Source organism: Streptomyces sp. NPDC058880 (genome assembly GCF_042742535.1).
Lineage (GTDB): Bacteria > Actinomycetota > Actinomycetes > Streptomycetales > Streptomycetaceae > Streptomyces.
This window is the reverse complement of sequence record NZ_JBHYMC010000020.1, coordinates 68,435-83,598: the sequence shown is the minus strand read 5'-3', so window position 1 is coordinate 83,598 and position 15,164 is coordinate 68,435. Positions and strand designations below refer to the sequence as shown.

The following is a 15,164-nucleotide window of genomic DNA, read 5'->3' as shown; positions in this document are numbered from 1 at the left end:
GGGCGCGGGCCCCCCCGCCGCCTCGGCGGGGGGGGCCGTGCCCCGCGGGGGGGCGAGCGCGAGGCCGGGGGGCCCGGCCTCGGGGTTCGGCGCCGAGCTCGGCGTCCCGGGGGACGCCGAGGCCCTCTGGGCGGCGTACGCGGCCCATCCCGCACACACGGAGGCGGTGGACGTCCTGGTCAACAACGCGGGGGCGGCGGCCTTCGCCGGGATCGCGGACACCGACGAGGAGACGTACGACAGGGCGCACGCACTGAACGCCAAGGCTCCGTTCTTCGTGATCCAGCACGGCCTCGCGCGACTGCGGGACGGCGGCCGGATCGTGAACGTGACCGGCACCCCGGACCTCGCCCTGCCGGCGATCCTCGCGACGGTCATGGCCAAGGGCGCCGCGAACGCCATGACGCGCTCCCTGGCCGCGGAGCTCGCCCCGCGGGGGATCACCGTGAACTCGGTGGGACCGGGGATCACCGAGACGGACCTGAACGCGGCCCTGCTCTCCGATCCCGCGACCCGGACCCACCTGGCCGGCCGCTCGGTCTTCCACCGGGTGGGTACGGCACAGGAGGTCGCGGACGTGGTGGCCTTCCTGGCCTCGCCCGACTCACGCTGGGTCACGGGGCAGCACCTGGACGCCACCGGCGGCCTGCAACTGGCACTGATCTGACCGGCGAACACCGCCGGAAACGGCCGGGAGCCCGGATGCCCCGGGGGGCGCCGGACTCCCGGCCGTCCGCCTCGGCCGCCATGAGGCCGGGCGCCGGGATCGGCATCACCATGGAAAGCGGCGGGACCCCCGCCACACCCGGCTCCCTCTGCTAGATTGGTCTATACCACACCAGTCACTCCAGATCGGCAGGCCCCGCGTGGAAGTTGTCATCGTCCCGGACGCCAAGGCAGGCGGCGAGCTCATCGCGGAGGCCATGGCGGCCCTGGTGCGCCGCAAGCCCGACGCCCTGCTCGGCGTGGCGACCGGCTCTACCCCACTGCCCGTCTACGAAGCCCTCACCCGCAAGGTCACGGCCGGCGAGGTCGATGCCTCCAGGGCCCGGATATGCCAGCTCGACGAGTACGTCGGCCTGCCGGCCGGGCATCCCGAGTCCTACCGTGCCGTCGTCCTGCGCGAGGTCGTCGAGCCCCTCGGCCTGCCGGAGGGCTCCTTCATGGGCCCTGACGGTTCGGCCGAGGACCTCGTCGCCGCGTGCGAGGCCTACGACCGGGCGCTGGCCGAGGCCGGCGGCGTCGACCTCCAGCTGCTGGGGATCGGCACGGACGGGCACATCGGCTTCAACGAGCCCTGTTCGTCCCTGGCCTCGCGCACCCGCATCAAGACGCTCACCGAGCAGACCCGCGTGGACAACGCCCGCTTCTTCGAGGACGACCTGGAGCAGGTCCCCCACCACGTCATCACCCAGGGCATCGGCACCATCCTCGACGCCCGCCACCTGGTGCTGCTGGCCACCGGCGAGGGCAAGGCCGAGGCCGTGGCGCAGACCGTCGAGGGCCCGCTGTCGGCTCTCGTCCCCGCGTCCGCCCTGCAGTTGCACCGGCACGCGACCGTGGTCGTGGACGAGGCCGCCGCCTCGAAGCTGAAGCTGGCCGACTACTTCCGCCACACCTACGCCAACAAGCCGTCCTGGCAGGGCCTGTAGGCCCCGAGCGCGGGCGAAGGGCCGGGCCCCTGGGGCCCGGCCCTTCCGCATACCCGCCCGGTCCTTCCGCGTACGCGGCGGAGCCGGGCACCACCCCTGTGACAAGGTGCCCGGCTCCGGTTCCGCGGCGCGTCACACCCCCGTGACGGCCCCCGCGACGACTTCGGCAGCGGCGCGACCGCACACGCGCGCAGCACCGTGGGTGGCGATGTGCAGGGCCCCGCGCGGTGCGGCGCGCGGCAGCCCCATCTCGACCACCACCGTGTCCGGCCGGGCGTCGACCAGGGCGTCCAGCACCTTGGTCATCCACGGGTGGCGGTGCGCGTCGCGGACCACCGCGACGATGGTGCGCTCCCCCGCCGCCGTCAGGATCTCCCCGGCCGTGGCTCCCTGCGGGTAGAGGTCGGAAGCGGTGCCCGGCAGCAGCTCGGCCAGCTCGGCGGCCAGGCCCCACGGGGTCTCGTCGCCGACGGCGATGTTCGCCACCGGGGTCAGGGTCGCGACGTACGGGCCGGTCGGCGGGGCCGCCGAACCGGTGACGGTGAGGGCCCGGCGGGCGGCGGTCAGGCCGATGCCGGACGCGCGGCTCCCCTCCGGCCGCGCGTCCGGCCCGGCCGCCCTGGTCCATGTGGCGAGCGCGCGGACCCGGGCGGCGGCGTCGGCGAGGCGCTCCTGGGGGAGCGCGCCCTCCCGTACGGCCGCGACGAGCGCGTCGCGCAGCCGCAGGACGGTGGCCTCGTCGGCCAGTCCGCCGCCGACGCAGATGGCGTCGGCACCCGCAGCGATGGCCAGGACCGAGCCGCGCTCGATCCCGTACGTCCCGGCGATGGCGTTCATCTCCATGCCGTCGGTGACGATGAGGCCCTCGTAGCCGAGCTCCTTGCGCAGCAGGCCGGTCAGGATCTGCGGGCTGAGCGTGGCCGGGCGGGTCGGGTCGAGGGCGGGCACCAGGATGTGCGCGCTCATCACGGCCTTCGTCCCGGCCTCGATGGCCGCCCGGAACGGGACGAGTTCGCGTGCGGCGAGGGTGTCGAGGTCCACGTCGATGCGCGGCAGGGCGTGGTGGGAGTCGACGTTGGTGTCGCCGTGGCCGGGGAAGTGCTTGGTGCAGGCGGCGACGCCGGCGGCCTGGAGGCCCTGGACGTAGGCGGCGGTGTGCCGGGCGGCGAGGTGGGTGTCGGCGCCGAAGGACCGTACGCCGATGACCGGGTTGTCCGGGTTGGAGTTGACGTCGGCGGAGGGGGCCCAGTTGAGGTTGACCCCGCACTCGGCGAGGCGGCGGCCCAGCTCGTGGGCGACGTCCCGGGTCAGGCCGGTGTCGTCGACGGCGCCGAGGGCCAGGTTGCCGGGGAAGGACGAGCCGCCCCGGACCTCCAGGCGGGTGACGTCGCCGCCCTCCTCGTCGATGGCCACCAGGACGTCATCGCGTTCGGCGCGCAGCTGCGCGGTCAGCGCGGCGAGCTGCTCGGGCGAGGCGATGTTGCGGCCGAACAGGCCCACCGAGGTGAGGCCTTCGCCGATCCTGCGCAGCAGCCAGGCGGGGGCGTCGGTGCCCTCGAAGCCGGGCTGGAGGACCGCGAGGGCGTCGCGGGTCACCTCGTCGGAGGCGGTGGCGCGGTGCGCAAGGACAGTCATGACGGGGTCATCCCTTCACGGCGCCGGCGGTCATGCCGCCGACGGCCTTGCGCTGGAGGAAGATGAAGATCAGCAGGACCGGGACCGCGAAGAGCGAGGAGGCGGCCATGGTGGCGCCCCAGTCGTTGCCGAAGGCGGACATGAACTCGGTCAGCCACAGCGGCAGGGTCTGCGCGGTCTTGTCCTTGTTGAGGATCAGGACCATGGCGAACTCGTTCCAGGCGGTGATGAAGCCGAAGAGCGAGGTGGACATCAGGCCGGGGGCCAGCAGCGGGAAGATCACCTTGCGGAAGGCCTGGCCGCGGGTGCATCCGTCGATCTGGGCCGCCTCCTCCAGGGTCACCGGGACGGCGGCGATGAAGCCCCGCAGGGTCCAGATGGTGAAGGGCAGGATCATCACGAAGTAGATGGCGGTGAGCAGCGGGAGGCTGTTCAGCAGTTCGCCGTCCCGGGCGATCATGTACATCGCGATGACCATGACCTCCCAGGGGGCCATCTGGGCCATCATCACGGTGAGGACCAGGCCCTTGCGGCCCTTGAACCTCATGCGGGCGATGGCGAAGCTCGCGGCCAGGGCGACGAGCAGGGCCAGCAGCACGGCGCCGAGGGTGACCAGGACGCTGTTGGTGACGTACGTCCAGAAGTTGTCGACCCCGGTGGCCTTGCCGAAGTTGTCCAACGTCGGCGTGAAGACGAAGACGGGGTCCTTGGTGAGCATCTGGTCGGACGGCTTGAGGGCCGACGAGAACATCCAGTACACGGGGAAGACGAAGCCCAGGGCGAGCAGGAGCGCGCCGAGGTTCTTGGCCACGGCCGCGGGGCGCACCGGGCGGCGGGTGCGGAGCTGCTGTGCGGGCCGCTCGGGAGCCGCCGGCTTCGGGGCGGTGGTCGTGCTCACTGCTCCTCCTCCTGCTTCAGGATCAGGCGGAAGTAGAAGGACATGACGATCACGAGGATCACGATCGTCAGGACGGAGATCGCGGCGGCGAGGCCGTAGTGGGACTGGCTCTGGCCCTCGACGTAGGCGAAGACCGGCAGGATCTCGGAGCCGCGGTCCGGGCCGCCCTTGTTGATCGCGTAGACCTGGGTGAAGGCCTTGAAGACCCAGATGACCTCAAGGAAGGTGGTGATGAGGAAGAAGGGCTTGAGGTTCGGGAAAACGATCTTCCAGAAGGTCTGCCAGCCGTTGGCCCCGTCCATCCGGGCGGCCTCGTACAGCTCGGCGCCGACCGTGGTGAGGCCGGCGTACATGTTGAGGGCCACGAAGGGGATGGAGCCCCAGACCACCAGGATCGTGACGATCACCATGGTGGAGAGGCCGGTCTCCATCCAGTTGTGCTGCTCGTAGCCGGAGAAGCCGGCGGAGCGCATGACCCAGTTCATGACGCCGAACTGCTCGTCGAACAGCCACCGGAAGACCTGCACCGAGGCGACGATCGGCATGGCCCAGGCCATCACCAGCGCCATCGAGAGCAGCAGGCGCATCTTCTTGCCCAGCTTGTTCAGCAGGATGCCGATGAGGCTGCCCAGCACCATGATCAGCGCGACGTTGGCCAGGGTGAAGGCGAAGCTGCGGACGACGACGGTCCAGAAGGCGGAGTCACCGAGGAGTTCGGTGTAGTTGTCGAGCCCCGCGAAGGGGTACTTCCGCTGGATGAACTCGACCTTGTTGATGTCCTGGAGGGACAGGATCACGTTCTTGATCAGCGGGTACAGCAGGAGCGTCGCGAGGGCGAGCACCGCGGGCGCGACCAGCAGGTAGGGCAGCCACCCCGAGGGGAGCGGCTTCCTGGTTCCGCGGGACGGCACAGGGCCGGCGCCGGTTACTGGGGCCGGCGCCTGGGGCCGTCCGGCGGACTTCGGTGGTGCGTCCTGTGGAGCGCTGGTCACCGCTCCCTGGGAGTGCACGGTCATGGCTTGGCTTCCTCGCGGTTGACTGTGGAGTCAAATGCGCGACCGGGGGCGCGGCGGGTGTCCGGGCACCTGCCGCACCCCCCGGTGCGTTCACACTGCTGGGTCGTGCGGGTACTGCGGGGCCGGACTACTGGTTGATGCGCTTCGCGATCTCCGCGTCCGCCTCGGCGCCGGCCTTGGCCGCGTCCTCACCCTTCAGGACCTTGGTCATGAACTCCTTGATGGGGTTCGGCTCGGTCTCGACGTTCGCCCAGCCCGCGGTGACCGGGGTGATCTTGCCGTTCACGCCGGCCTTGCCCATGGCCTCGGCGAAGGAACCGGCGGCGGGGGTGAAGTTGGCCGCGGCCTGGTTCGGCAGCAGTGCGCCCTTGGTCTCGGCGGCGTACTTGGTCATCTGGTCCTTGCCGGCGGCGAGGGCCAGCCACTCCTTGGCGAGCTCCTTGTTCTTGGAGCGCTCGGCCACCGCGAGGTTCGAGCCGCCGAGGAAGACGGTGCTGGTCTTGTCGGCGGTCTTGCCCGGGATCGGGAAGTAGCCGAAGTCGGCTTCCTTGCCCGCCTCCTTCAGGGCCTTCTCGGCACCGCCGGCCTCCCAGCCGAGGCCGATCCAGGAAGCGACGCCGCCCTTGGGGACGATGTCCGTGGACTGCTGCGGGTTGGCCTCGTCCTTGTCCTTAGGAGCGGTGGAGTAGGACTGGAGCTTCTTGTAGAACTCCATCGCGGCGCCGGCCTGCGGGGTGCCCAGACCGCCCTTCCACTTGTCGCCGTCCTTCACGGCGAGGTCGCCGCCCTCGTCCCAGATGAGACCCGCGAGGACGTACCAGCTCTGGCCGGGGAGGTAGATGGGCTGGGTGCCCGGGTCGGCCGCCTTCAGCTTCTCCAGGCCGGCGATCCACTCGTCGCGGGTGGTGGGCGGGGTGACGCCGGCCTTGGCGAAGGCCTTCTTGTCGTAGACGACCACGCGGTTGGCGGCGTACCAGGGGGCGGAGTAGAGCTTGCCGTCCACCTCGGCCGAGGCGAGCATGCTCTTCTGCCAGGCGTCGGCGCCGAGCGCCGCCTTGTCCTTCGTCAGGTCGGCGAGGCCGCCGGTGACCGCGTAGCCGGCGGTCTGGGTGTTGCCGAGCTCAAGAACGTCCGGAGGGTTGTTCTCGGAGAGGGCCGTGGTGACCTTCTCCTGGATGCCGGTCCACTTCTGCTCCTCGACCTTGACCGTGACACCGGGGTGCTTGGCCGAGAACTCCTTGTTGACCTCGTCGATCCAGGCCTTCGGCGCGGAGCCGTCCATGACCCAGACGGTGATCTCCTTGGGACCCGCGTCGGCCTTGGCCTTGTCGTCGTCCCCGTTGCCGCACGCCGCGAGGCCGATCACCATGCCCGCGACTCCAACCGCCGCGATGAGCTTGCGCTTCACGCCACCCTCCTCAGGGATGCCTGCCTGCACTTCCCTTGCCCGCCGCGGTGACATACGCGAAGTACTGCCGTGGGGCTGGGATCTGATCCATATTGGTGTAGACCAGTAGCTGGAGCTTGGCCTAGACCTTTAGGGGTGTCAAGGGTCTAATGAGCAGGTGCCCGGTCCGTTATCGGACCGACACCTGGGGGGAGAGAAGGCCTGTCCCCCCTTACGTGTCACGATGTGACCGCACATATCGGAGGAGCCGGTGACGGCAGCGAAACTGGAGTCGGGAAGGCGGGCGGCGATGGCCACCGAAGGGGCACTCACGGAGCCGGACGGCGGGGCAGCCACGCGCACGGCCCGGGTACCCAAGTACTACCGACTCAAGCGGCACTTGCTCGACATGACCGAAACCATGCCGCCCGGGACGCCGGTACCGCCGGAGCGCACGCTCGCGGCCGAGTTCGACACGTCCCGGACCACCGTCCGGCAGGCCCTCCAGGAACTGGTCGTAGAGGGACGCCTGGAGCGGATCCAAGGCAAAGGCACGTTCGTCGCCAAGCCGAAGGTCTCCCAGGCCCTGCAACTGACCTCCTACACCGAGGACATGCGGGCCCAAGGCCTGGAGCCGACCTCTCAGCTCCTGGACATCGGCTACGTGACCGCGGACGACACCCTCGCCGGACTGCTCAAGATCAACACTGGTGGGCGGGTGCTGCGCATCGAGCGGCTTCGCCTGGCCAGTGGCGAGCCGATGGCCATCGAGACCACCCACCTCTCGGCCAAGCGCTTCCCCGCGCTGCGCCGCTCACTGGCCAAGTACACCTCCCTCTACACCGCCCTGGCAGAGGTGTACGACGTCCACCTGGCAGAGGCCGAGGAGACGATCGAGACCTCGCTGGCCACTCCGCGCGAGGCCGGCCTGCTCGGCACCGATGTCGGGCTGCCGATGCTGATGCTCTCCCGGCACTCCCTGGACGCCGACGGCGAACCGGTGGAGTGGGTGCGGTCGGTGTACCGCGGCGACCGCTACAAGTTCGTCGCCAGGCTCAAGCGCCCCGCCGTCTGACGCCCGTGGCCCCGCCCCGCGTACCGGAATCGTGCGATCGGAATGCGGACGGGGTCTTACGTTCACCCGGTGATCCCCCGTAGATTCCGCCTGCTTACGCAGATGATCGACGAGGGGACGAGAGATCATGCCTGGATCGGAAGCAACAGGGGCACAACGGGGCACGGCGAGTCCGGGAGCACCCGCGGGCTCGCCCTCCTCCCCCAAGGCCATCGCCGCCTGGGTGGCCGTGGCCCTCGTCGGCGCCATCGGCTGGGGCGTGCTGGCGCTCTCGCGCGGCGAGGAGGTCTCCGCGGCCTGGCTGCTGGCCGCCGCGCTGGGCTCGTACGCCATCGCCTACCGCTTCTACGCCCGCTTCATCGCGCACCGCGTACTGAAGGTCGACGCGACCCGGGCCACCCCGGCCGAACGCCTCGACAACGGTGTCGACTTCCACCCCACCGACCGACGGGTGCTCTTCGGCCACCACTTCGCCGCCGTCGCCGGCGCCGGCCCGCTCGTCGGTCCCGTGCTCGCCGCGCAGATGGGCTACCTGCCCGGGACCATCTGGATCGTCGCCGGCGTGATCTTCGCCGGTGCCGTCCAGGACATGGTGACGCTGTTCTTCTCGACCCGCCGCAACGGCCGTTCGCTCGGCCAGATGGCGCGGGACGAGATCGGCCCCGTGGGCGGGGCCGCCGCCCTCGTCGCGGTGTTCGCCATCATGATCATCCTGCTGGCGGTGCTGGCCCTGGTCATCGTCAACGCCCTGGCGCACTCGCCCTGGGGCGTCTTCTCCATCGGCATGACCATCCCGATCGCCGTCTTCATGGGCTTCTACCTGCGTGTCCTGCGGCCGGGCCGGGTCACCGAGGTGTCCCTCATCGGCGTGGCCCTGCTGCTGCTCGCCATCGTCGCGGGCGGCTGGGTCGCCGAGTCCTCCTTCGCCGGGACCTTCACCCTGGAGAAGGAGACGCTCGTCATCTGGATGGTGGTGTACGGCTTCCTGGCCTCGGTGCTGCCGGTGTGGATGCTGCTCGCGCCCCGCGACTACCTCTCCACCTTTATGAAGGTCGGCACCATCGCACTCCTCGCGATCGGCGTGGTCATCGCGATGCCGACGCTGAAGATGCCCTCGATCACCGACTTCGCGGCCCGCGGCGACGGCCCGGTCTTCGCCGGGTCGATGTTCCCGTTCGTCTTCATCACCATCGCGTGCGGTGCCCTCTCGGGCTTCCACGCCCTGGTCTCCTCGGGCACCACGCCGAAGATGATCCAGAAGGAGACCCAGGTCCGCATGATCGGCTACGGCGCCATGCTGACCGAGTCGTTCGTCGCGGTCATGGCGATCATCACGGCCTGCATCATCGAGCCGGGCCTGTTCTTCGCGGTCAACTCCCCCGGCGGAATCATCGGCACCACCGTCGAGTCGGCCTCGCAGGCGGTGACGGACTTCGGATTCGCCATCTCGCCCGAAGCGCTCACCCAGGCCGCCAAGGACGTCGAGGAAGCCAGCCTGCTGTCGCGGACGGGCGGCGCACCGACCTTCGCACTCGGAATGTCGGAGATCTTCTCCTCCGTCTTCGGCGGCGCCGGGATGAAGGCCTTTTGGTACCACTTCGCGATCATGTTCGAGGCCCTCTTCATCCTGACGACGCTCGACGCGGGCACCCGCGTGGGCCGGTTCATGCTCCAGGACACCCTCGGCAACGTCCACAAGTCCTTCAGGGACGTCAGCTGGAAGCCCGGAGTGTGGTTCGCGAGCGCGATCGTGGTCGGCGCGTGGGGCTACTTCCTCTGGGTCGGCATCAAGGACCCGCTGGGCGGCATCAACCAGCTCTTCCCCCTCTTCGGCATCGCCAACCAGCTGCTCGCCGCGGTCGCGCTGGCCGTCTGCACCACGCTGCTGGTCAAGTCCGGGCGGTTGAAGTGGGCCTGGGTGACGGGCGTACCGCTGGTCTGGGACGCCACGGTGACCCTCACCGCCAGCTACCAGAAGGTGTTCTCCGAGGACGTGAAGGTCGGCTTCTTCGCCCAGCGCGACAAGTACCAGGCGGGCATCGACGCCGACAAGGTGCTGGCCCCGGCGAAGAACATGGACGACATGCACACGATCGTCACCAACGCCACGGTCGACGGCGTGCTGTGCGCACTCTTCGCGGCCCTGATCGTCGTGGTCCTCGCGGACGCGCTCCGGACCTGCGTCAGGGCCGTCCGCGACCCGGGATCGGTGACGCTCTCCGAGGTCCCGTGGACCGAGTCGAAGATCGTCGCCCCGGCCGGCCTGATCGCCACCGCCGAGGAGCGGGCCCAGCTCGCCGCCGCGGCGGACCGCGACGCGGGCGGCGGGCAGGTCAAGGAGCCGGTGGCGTGAGCGGCGTACGCGGCGTGCTGGCCAGGGCGCGGTTCTACGTACGGGAGTTCTCCGGGGAGGCCGCCTACGACCGGTACGTGGCCCACGCCCGCTCCCACGACCCGGACGCGGAGGTCCTCACCCGCCGCGCCTTCGAACGCGCCCGCACGGACGCCCGGGAGGCGGACCCCCGCGAGGGCTTCCGCTGCTGCTGACACAGGTGGAGGGCTCCGTCGCGTCCGGCGGGGCCTTCCGGCGTTCCTCAGCGCGCCCAGTCCTTGAGAACCTCGGTCCGGAGGGTGACGTTGACCGGATCGGGGAGCTCAACGTCGTTCCCGAACTCCACCGTACGGGTGTTCGCATACCTGCGGCCGTCCGGTTCACTGAACACGGTCACGTCGCACGCCTCCCGGTCGATGAGCAGGTATACGGGGATGCCCGTCTGGGCGTAGGCGAGGGGCTTCTCGACGCGATCACGCCGGTCCGTGTCGGTGTCGTACGAGGTGACCTCTACGACCATCAGGACCGGAGCGGGGTCGGCCCACTCACCCTGGCCGACAAACGCGTCATCGACCGCGAGAGCGGCATCGGGACGGGCGCGACCCGGGCGGTAGTCCCCCACAGCCAACCCCCGCTCCACGTGAAGCCACAGCTCGGGCCGGTGCTGCATGCAGATGCGTGCGAGCCACAGAACGATGCGGTCGTGATCTCCGTCCGGCACTGCCTTGCTCCTGATGACCCCGTCGATGAACTCCAGCCGCAGACCTTCGACCTCTCTGGCGGCTATGCGCGCGCGACAGCCTCGAAGTCCTCGGTCAGCATGTGGGGCCTGTCGGTCATCACGGGCATGCCTCGCTCACCTTCCTCGACGGTGCTGCCTCCGACGATAGCGCCGCCCGCCGGAGGCGTCCTGCACACTCGACCGCATGGACATGGTGATCAGAACGGCGGTGCCCGCCGACTACGAGACGCTGGGCGAGATCACGGCGCAGGCCTACCTCGCCGACGGGCACCTGGACTTCAACGAGGACGACCCGTACCTGCACGTGCTGCGCGACGTGGCCGGGCGGGCCGCCCGGGCCGAGGTGCTCGTCGCCGAGCACGACGGGCGGGTGCTCGGCGGGGTGACCTTCGCCGCACCCGGCAGCCCGCTCGCCGATATCGCCGGCCCCGACGAGGCCGAGTTCCGGATGCTCGCGGTGGCCCACGCGGCCCGCGGCCGGGGCGTCGGCGAGGCCCTGGTGCGGGCTTGCGTCGAGCGGGCGCGGGCGATCGAGGGCGTCACGGGCCTCGTGCTCTCCACCCAGCACAGCATGGCCGGGGCGCACCGGATCTACGTACGACTGGGCTTCGAGCGCACTCCGGAGCGGGACTGGGCGCCCATCGAGGGCCTGAAACTCCTTACGTACCGACTCAAGCTGTAGCCACGCCGACACTACATGTTGGGGGTGCCACACAAGGGCGCCCCCACATGTATGCTCATGCCTGCTGTCGCCGCAGGGGAATCCGGTGGGAATCCGGAACTGTCCCGCAACGGTATGAAGTGTCCGACATCCGGACGCCAAGTCCGATGACCTGCCGTCAGCGCGCCCGGATCGACCGACCCGGGTGCCGACACGTCCGGGCCTCGCGGTTGGGCCGGTGGACGCCATGCGGTGTGCCCTCCTGCCACGCCCGCATGCGCCCGCGCCCGCCCGCCGACGACCGGGCCGAGCGAGGGAGAGCTCCCGCCGTGACCATCGCGCCTTCCGCACCGCGCGCCGAGTCCGTTTCTGGCGACAACACCGAGGGCCCGGGGGCCACGCTGCTGCGTACCCTCACCGAACTTACGGCGGACCTTCCCGACACCGACCCCGGCCGCGTCGCGGCCGCAGCGCTCCGCGGCCGCAGCTCCGCCGCCGACGAGGCCGAACTGCGCGCCCTGGCAACCGAGTCCGCGGCCGGCCTCATCTCCGAGGACCCCGCCTACTCCAGGCTCGCCGCCCGCCTGCTGACGCTGGCCGTGCGCGAGGAGGCCGCGAGCCAGGGCTCCACCTCCTTCTCCGCCTCGGTCGAGGTCGGCCACCGCGAGGGCCTCATCGCCGACCGCACCGCCGAGTTCGTGCGCACGCACGCGAGCCGCCTCGACGCGCTGGTCGAGCACACGCTCGCCGAGGGCGCCGACGACCGCTTCGGCTTCTTCGGCCTGCGCACTCTGCACAGCCGCTACCTGCTGCGCCACCCGATCACCCGTCAGGTCATCGAGACCCCGCAGTACTTCATGCTGCGCGTGGCATGCGGTCTCGCCGCGGACGAGAGCGTCCAGGCCGTCGAGGAAGTGGCCTCGCTGTACCGGCTGATGAGCCGTCTCGACTACCTGCCCTCCTCCCCCACGCTCTTCAACTCCGGTACCCGGCACCCGCAGATGTCCTCCTGCTACCTGCTGGACTCCCCGCTGGACGAGCTCGACTCGATCTACGACCGCTACCACCAGGTCGCGCGCCTGTCGAAGCACGCGGGCGGCATCGGCCTGTCGTACTCCCGCATCCGCGCGCGCGGTTCGCTGATCCGCGGCACCAACGGCCACTCCAACGGCATCGTGCCGTTCCTGAAGACCCTCGACGCCTCCGTCGCCGCCGTGAACCAGGGCGGCCGCCGCAAGGGTGCCGCCGCGGTCTACCTGGAGACCTGGCACGCGGACATCGAGGAGTTCCTGGAGCTCCGCGACAACACCGGTGAGGACCAGCGCCGCACCCACAACCTCAACCTTGCGCACTGGGTTCCGGACGAGTTCATGCGCCGCGTGAACGCCGACGCCGAGTGGTCGCTGTTCTCCCCGGCCGACGTGCCCGAGCTGGTCGACCTGTGGGGCGACGAGTTCGACGCCGCCTACCGCAAGGCCGAGGCCGACGGCCTGGCCCGCAAGACCATGCCCGCCCGCGACCTGTACGGCCGGATGATGCGCACCCTCGCGCAGACCGGCCAGGGCTGGATGACCTTCAAGGACGCCTCCAACCGCACGGCGAACCAGACCGCCGAACCGGGCACGGTCGTGCACTCCTCGAACCTTTGCACCGAGATCATCGAGGTCACCAACGACGGCGAGACGGCCGTCTGCAACCTCGGCTCGGTCAACCTGGGCGCCTTCGTGCTCCCGGAGACGGGCGAGATCGACTGGGAGCGCCTGGACGAGACCGTCCGCACCGCGGTGACCTTCCTCGACCGCGTGGTGGACATCAACTTCTACCCGACCGAGCAGGCCGGCCGCTCCAACGCCCGCTGGCGCCCGGTGGGCCTGGGCGCGATGGGCCTCCAGGACGTCTTCTTCAAGCTGAAGCTGCCCTTCGACTCCCCCGAGGCGAAGGCCCTGTCGACCAAGCTCTCCGAGCGCATCATGCTGGCCGCGTACGAGGCCTCCAGTGACCTCGCCGAGCGCAGCGGCCCGCTGCCGGCCTGGGAGCAGACCCGCACCGCCCGCGGCGTCCTGCACCCGGACCACTACGACGTCGAGCTGAACTGGCCGGAGCGCTGGGACGCGCTGCGCGCCCGCGTCGCCACGACGGGCCTGCGCAACTCCCTGCTCTTGGCGATCGCCCCGACGGCCACGATCGCCTCGATCGCCGGCGTGTACGAGTGCATCGAGCCGCAGGTCTCCAACCTGTTCAAGCGCGAGACCCTGTCGGGCGAGTTCCTCCAGGTGAACGGCTACCTGGTGGAGGAACTGAAGAAGCTCGGCGTGTGGGACTCCCAGACCCGCGAGGCGCTGCGCGAATCCTCCGGCTCGGTCCAGGGCTTCAGCTGGATCCCGGCCGAGGTGCGCGAGCTGTACCGCACGGCGTGGGAGATCCCGCAGCGCGGCCTGATCGACATGGCGGCGGCCCGTACGCCGTTCCTGGACCAGTCGCAGTCGCTGAACCTGTTCCTGGAGACGCCCACCATCGGCAAGCTCAGCTCGATGTACGCGTACGCCTGGAAGCAGGGCCTGAAGACCACGTACTACCTGCGTTCGCGCCCGGCGACGAAGATCGCCCGCGCCGCGCAGGCCGCCACCGCCGCCCCGGTGGCCCTCCCGCAGGCCGTCGACGCCGACGCCCTGGCCTGCTCCCTTGAGAACCCCGAGTCCTGCGAGGCCTGCCAGTAATGAGCTCCACCGACCACAAGAACCTCCTGGACCCGGGCTTCGAGCTCACGCTGCGCCCGATGCGCTACCCGGACTTCTACGAGCGCTACCGGGACGCGATCAAGAACACCTGGACGGTGGAGGAGGTCGACCTCCACTCGGACGTGGCGGACCTCGCCAAGCTGACGCCCGCCGAGCAGCACATGATCGGCCGTCTGGTCGCGTTCTTCGCGACGGGCGACTCGATCGTCGCGAACAACCTCGTGCTGACGCTGTACAAGCACATCAACTCCCCGGAGGCGCGCCTGTACCTGTCGCGCCAGCTGTTCGAGGAGGCCGTGCACGTCCAGTTCTATCTGACGCTGCTCGACACCTACCTGCCCGACCCGGAGGACCGCGCGGCGGCCTTCGACGCGGTGGAGAACATCCCGTCCATCCGTGAGAAGGCGCAGTTCTGCTTCCGGTGGATGGACTCGGTCGAGAAGATCGACCGGCTGGAGACGCAGGCCGATCGCCGCCGCTTCCTGCTGAACCTGATCTGCTTCGCGGCGTGCATCGAGGGCCTGTTCTTCTACGGCGCCTTCGCGTACGTGTACTGGTTCCGCTCGCGCGGCCTGCTGCACGGCCTGGCCACCGGCACCAACTGGGTGTTCCGTGACGAGACCATGCACATGAACTTCGCCTTCGAGGTCGTGGACACGGTCCGCAAGGAGGAGCCCGAGCTCTTCGACGACGCGCTCCAGCAGCAGGTCACCGACATGCTGAAGGAGGCCGTGGAGGCGGAGCTGCAGTTCGGCCGCGACCTGTGCGGCGACGGCCTGCCGGGCATGAACACCGAGTCGATGCGCGAGTACCTGGAGTGCGTCGCGGACCAGCGCCTGGTCCGGCTCGGCTTCCCGCCGGTGTACGGCTCGCAGAACCCGTTCTCCTTCATGGAGCTGCAGGGCGTCCAGGAGCTGACGAACTTCTTCGAGCGCCGCCCGTCGGCCTACCAGGTCGCGGTCGAGGGCACGGTGGACCTGGACGAGGACTTCTAGGGTCCGGGAGTTCGACGCCCACAGGGCTCGTGG

At 70.1% G+C, this 15,164-nt stretch carries 12 protein-coding genes, 1 pseudogene and 1 riboswitch; of the genes and pseudogenes, 8 read left to right on the top strand and 5 right to left on the bottom strand.

Translation table 11 applies throughout. The features are described 5' to 3' along the window. The coding region (locus tag ACFW2G_RS14815) for an SDR family oxidoreductase (RefSeq protein ID WP_384680938.1) at positions 1-667 on the top strand (667 nt) is incomplete at its 5' end. Between the two features lie 199 nt (positions 668-866). Then, positions 867-1,652 (top strand): glucosamine-6-phosphate deaminase, encoded by a 786-nt coding sequence (nagB, locus tag ACFW2G_RS14810; RefSeq protein WP_037919683.1) that lies wholly within the window; start codon positions 867-869, stop codon positions 1,650-1,652. 132 nt (positions 1,653-1,784) lie between these two features. Here nagB and ACFW2G_RS14805 read toward each other — a convergent pair whose 3' ends face one another. The 4 genes from ACFW2G_RS14805 to ACFW2G_RS14790 all read right to left on the bottom strand — a co-directional run bounded on the left by ACFW2G_RS14805 (position 1,785) and on the right by ACFW2G_RS14790 (position 6,609). Then, complete coding sequence (locus ACFW2G_RS14805) at positions 1,785-3,287, bottom strand: glycoside hydrolase family 3 protein (RefSeq protein WP_384583860.1); 1,503 nt, start codon at positions 3,285-3,287, stop codon at positions 1,785-1,787. Positions 3,288-3,294: 7 nt separating this feature from the next. Beyond that, entirely contained in the window at positions 3,295-4,113 is an 819-nt protein-coding gene (locus ACFW2G_RS14800; protein ID WP_384452074.1) for a carbohydrate ABC transporter permease, read from the bottom strand. 68 nt (positions 4,114-4,181) lie between these two features. Next, positions 4,182-5,201: a carbohydrate ABC transporter permease gene (locus tag ACFW2G_RS14795; RefSeq protein WP_384452016.1), complete on the bottom strand. Its 1,020-nt coding sequence runs from the start codon at positions 5,199-5,201 to the stop codon at positions 4,182-4,184. A 127-nt stretch (positions 5,202-5,328) separates the two neighbouring features. Then, positions 5,329-6,609, bottom strand: coding sequence for an extracellular solute-binding protein (locus ACFW2G_RS14790; RefSeq protein ID WP_384452013.1), 1,281 nt, complete (start codon positions 6,607-6,609; stop codon positions 5,329-5,331). A 289-nt stretch (positions 6,610-6,898) separates the two neighbouring features. Here ACFW2G_RS14790 and ACFW2G_RS14785 point away from each other — a divergent pair, with 289 nt between their 5' ends. The 3 genes from ACFW2G_RS14785 to ACFW2G_RS14775 all read left to right on the top strand — a co-directional run bounded on the left by ACFW2G_RS14785 (position 6,899) and on the right by ACFW2G_RS14775 (position 10,210). Beyond that, positions 6,899-7,663 carry a GntR family transcriptional regulator gene (locus ACFW2G_RS14785; RefSeq protein ID WP_350988427.1) on the top strand — a complete coding sequence of 255 codons (765 nt, stop codon included), beginning with the start codon at positions 6,899-6,901 and terminating at the stop codon, positions 7,661-7,663. Positions 7,664-7,790: 127 nt separating this feature from the next. Further along, positions 7,791-10,016, top strand: coding sequence for a carbon starvation CstA family protein (locus tag ACFW2G_RS14780; protein ID WP_384452010.1), 2,226 nt, complete (start codon positions 7,791-7,793; stop codon positions 10,014-10,016). Beyond that, on the top strand, positions 10,013-10,210 hold the full coding sequence (locus ACFW2G_RS14775) for a CstA-like transporter-associated (seleno)protein (protein WP_384452007.1): 198 nt from the start codon (positions 10,013-10,015) through the stop codon (positions 10,208-10,210). The genes ACFW2G_RS14780 and ACFW2G_RS14775 overlap by 4 nt, the downstream gene beginning before the upstream one ends. Before the next feature lie 47 nt (positions 10,211-10,257). On the opposite strand, the pseudogene ACFW2G_RS14770 reads toward ACFW2G_RS14775, so the two are convergent. Beyond that, positions 10,258-10,844 (bottom strand): annotated as a pseudogene (locus ACFW2G_RS14770) (Uma2 family endonuclease). 77 nt (positions 10,845-10,921) lie between these two features. Here ACFW2G_RS14770 and ACFW2G_RS14765 point away from each other — a divergent pair. The 3 genes from ACFW2G_RS14765 (at position 10,922) to ACFW2G_RS14755 (ending at position 15,131) form a co-directional block, all read left to right on the top strand. Beyond that, complete coding sequence (locus ACFW2G_RS14765) at positions 10,922-11,419, top strand: GNAT family N-acetyltransferase (protein ID WP_037919656.1); 498 nt, start codon at positions 10,922-10,924, stop codon at positions 11,417-11,419. 44 nt (positions 11,420-11,463) lie between these two features. Beyond that, positions 11,464-11,593: riboswitch (cobalamin riboswitch) on the top strand. Positions 11,594-11,727: 134 nt separating this feature from the next. Then, the gene (locus ACFW2G_RS14760) at positions 11,728-14,115 is read left to right on the top strand and encodes a ribonucleoside-diphosphate reductase subunit alpha (protein ID WP_384583863.1); all 2,388 of its coding nucleotides are present in this window, start codon (positions 11,728-11,730) and stop codon (positions 14,113-14,115) included. Further along, a complete protein-coding gene (locus ACFW2G_RS14755) occupies positions 14,115-15,131 on the top strand; it encodes a ribonucleotide-diphosphate reductase subunit beta (protein WP_037919654.1) in 1,017 nt (338 codons plus the stop codon). Before ACFW2G_RS14760 ends, ACFW2G_RS14755 begins: the two co-directional genes overlap by 1 nt. Positions 15,132-15,164 lie beyond the last annotated feature (33 nt).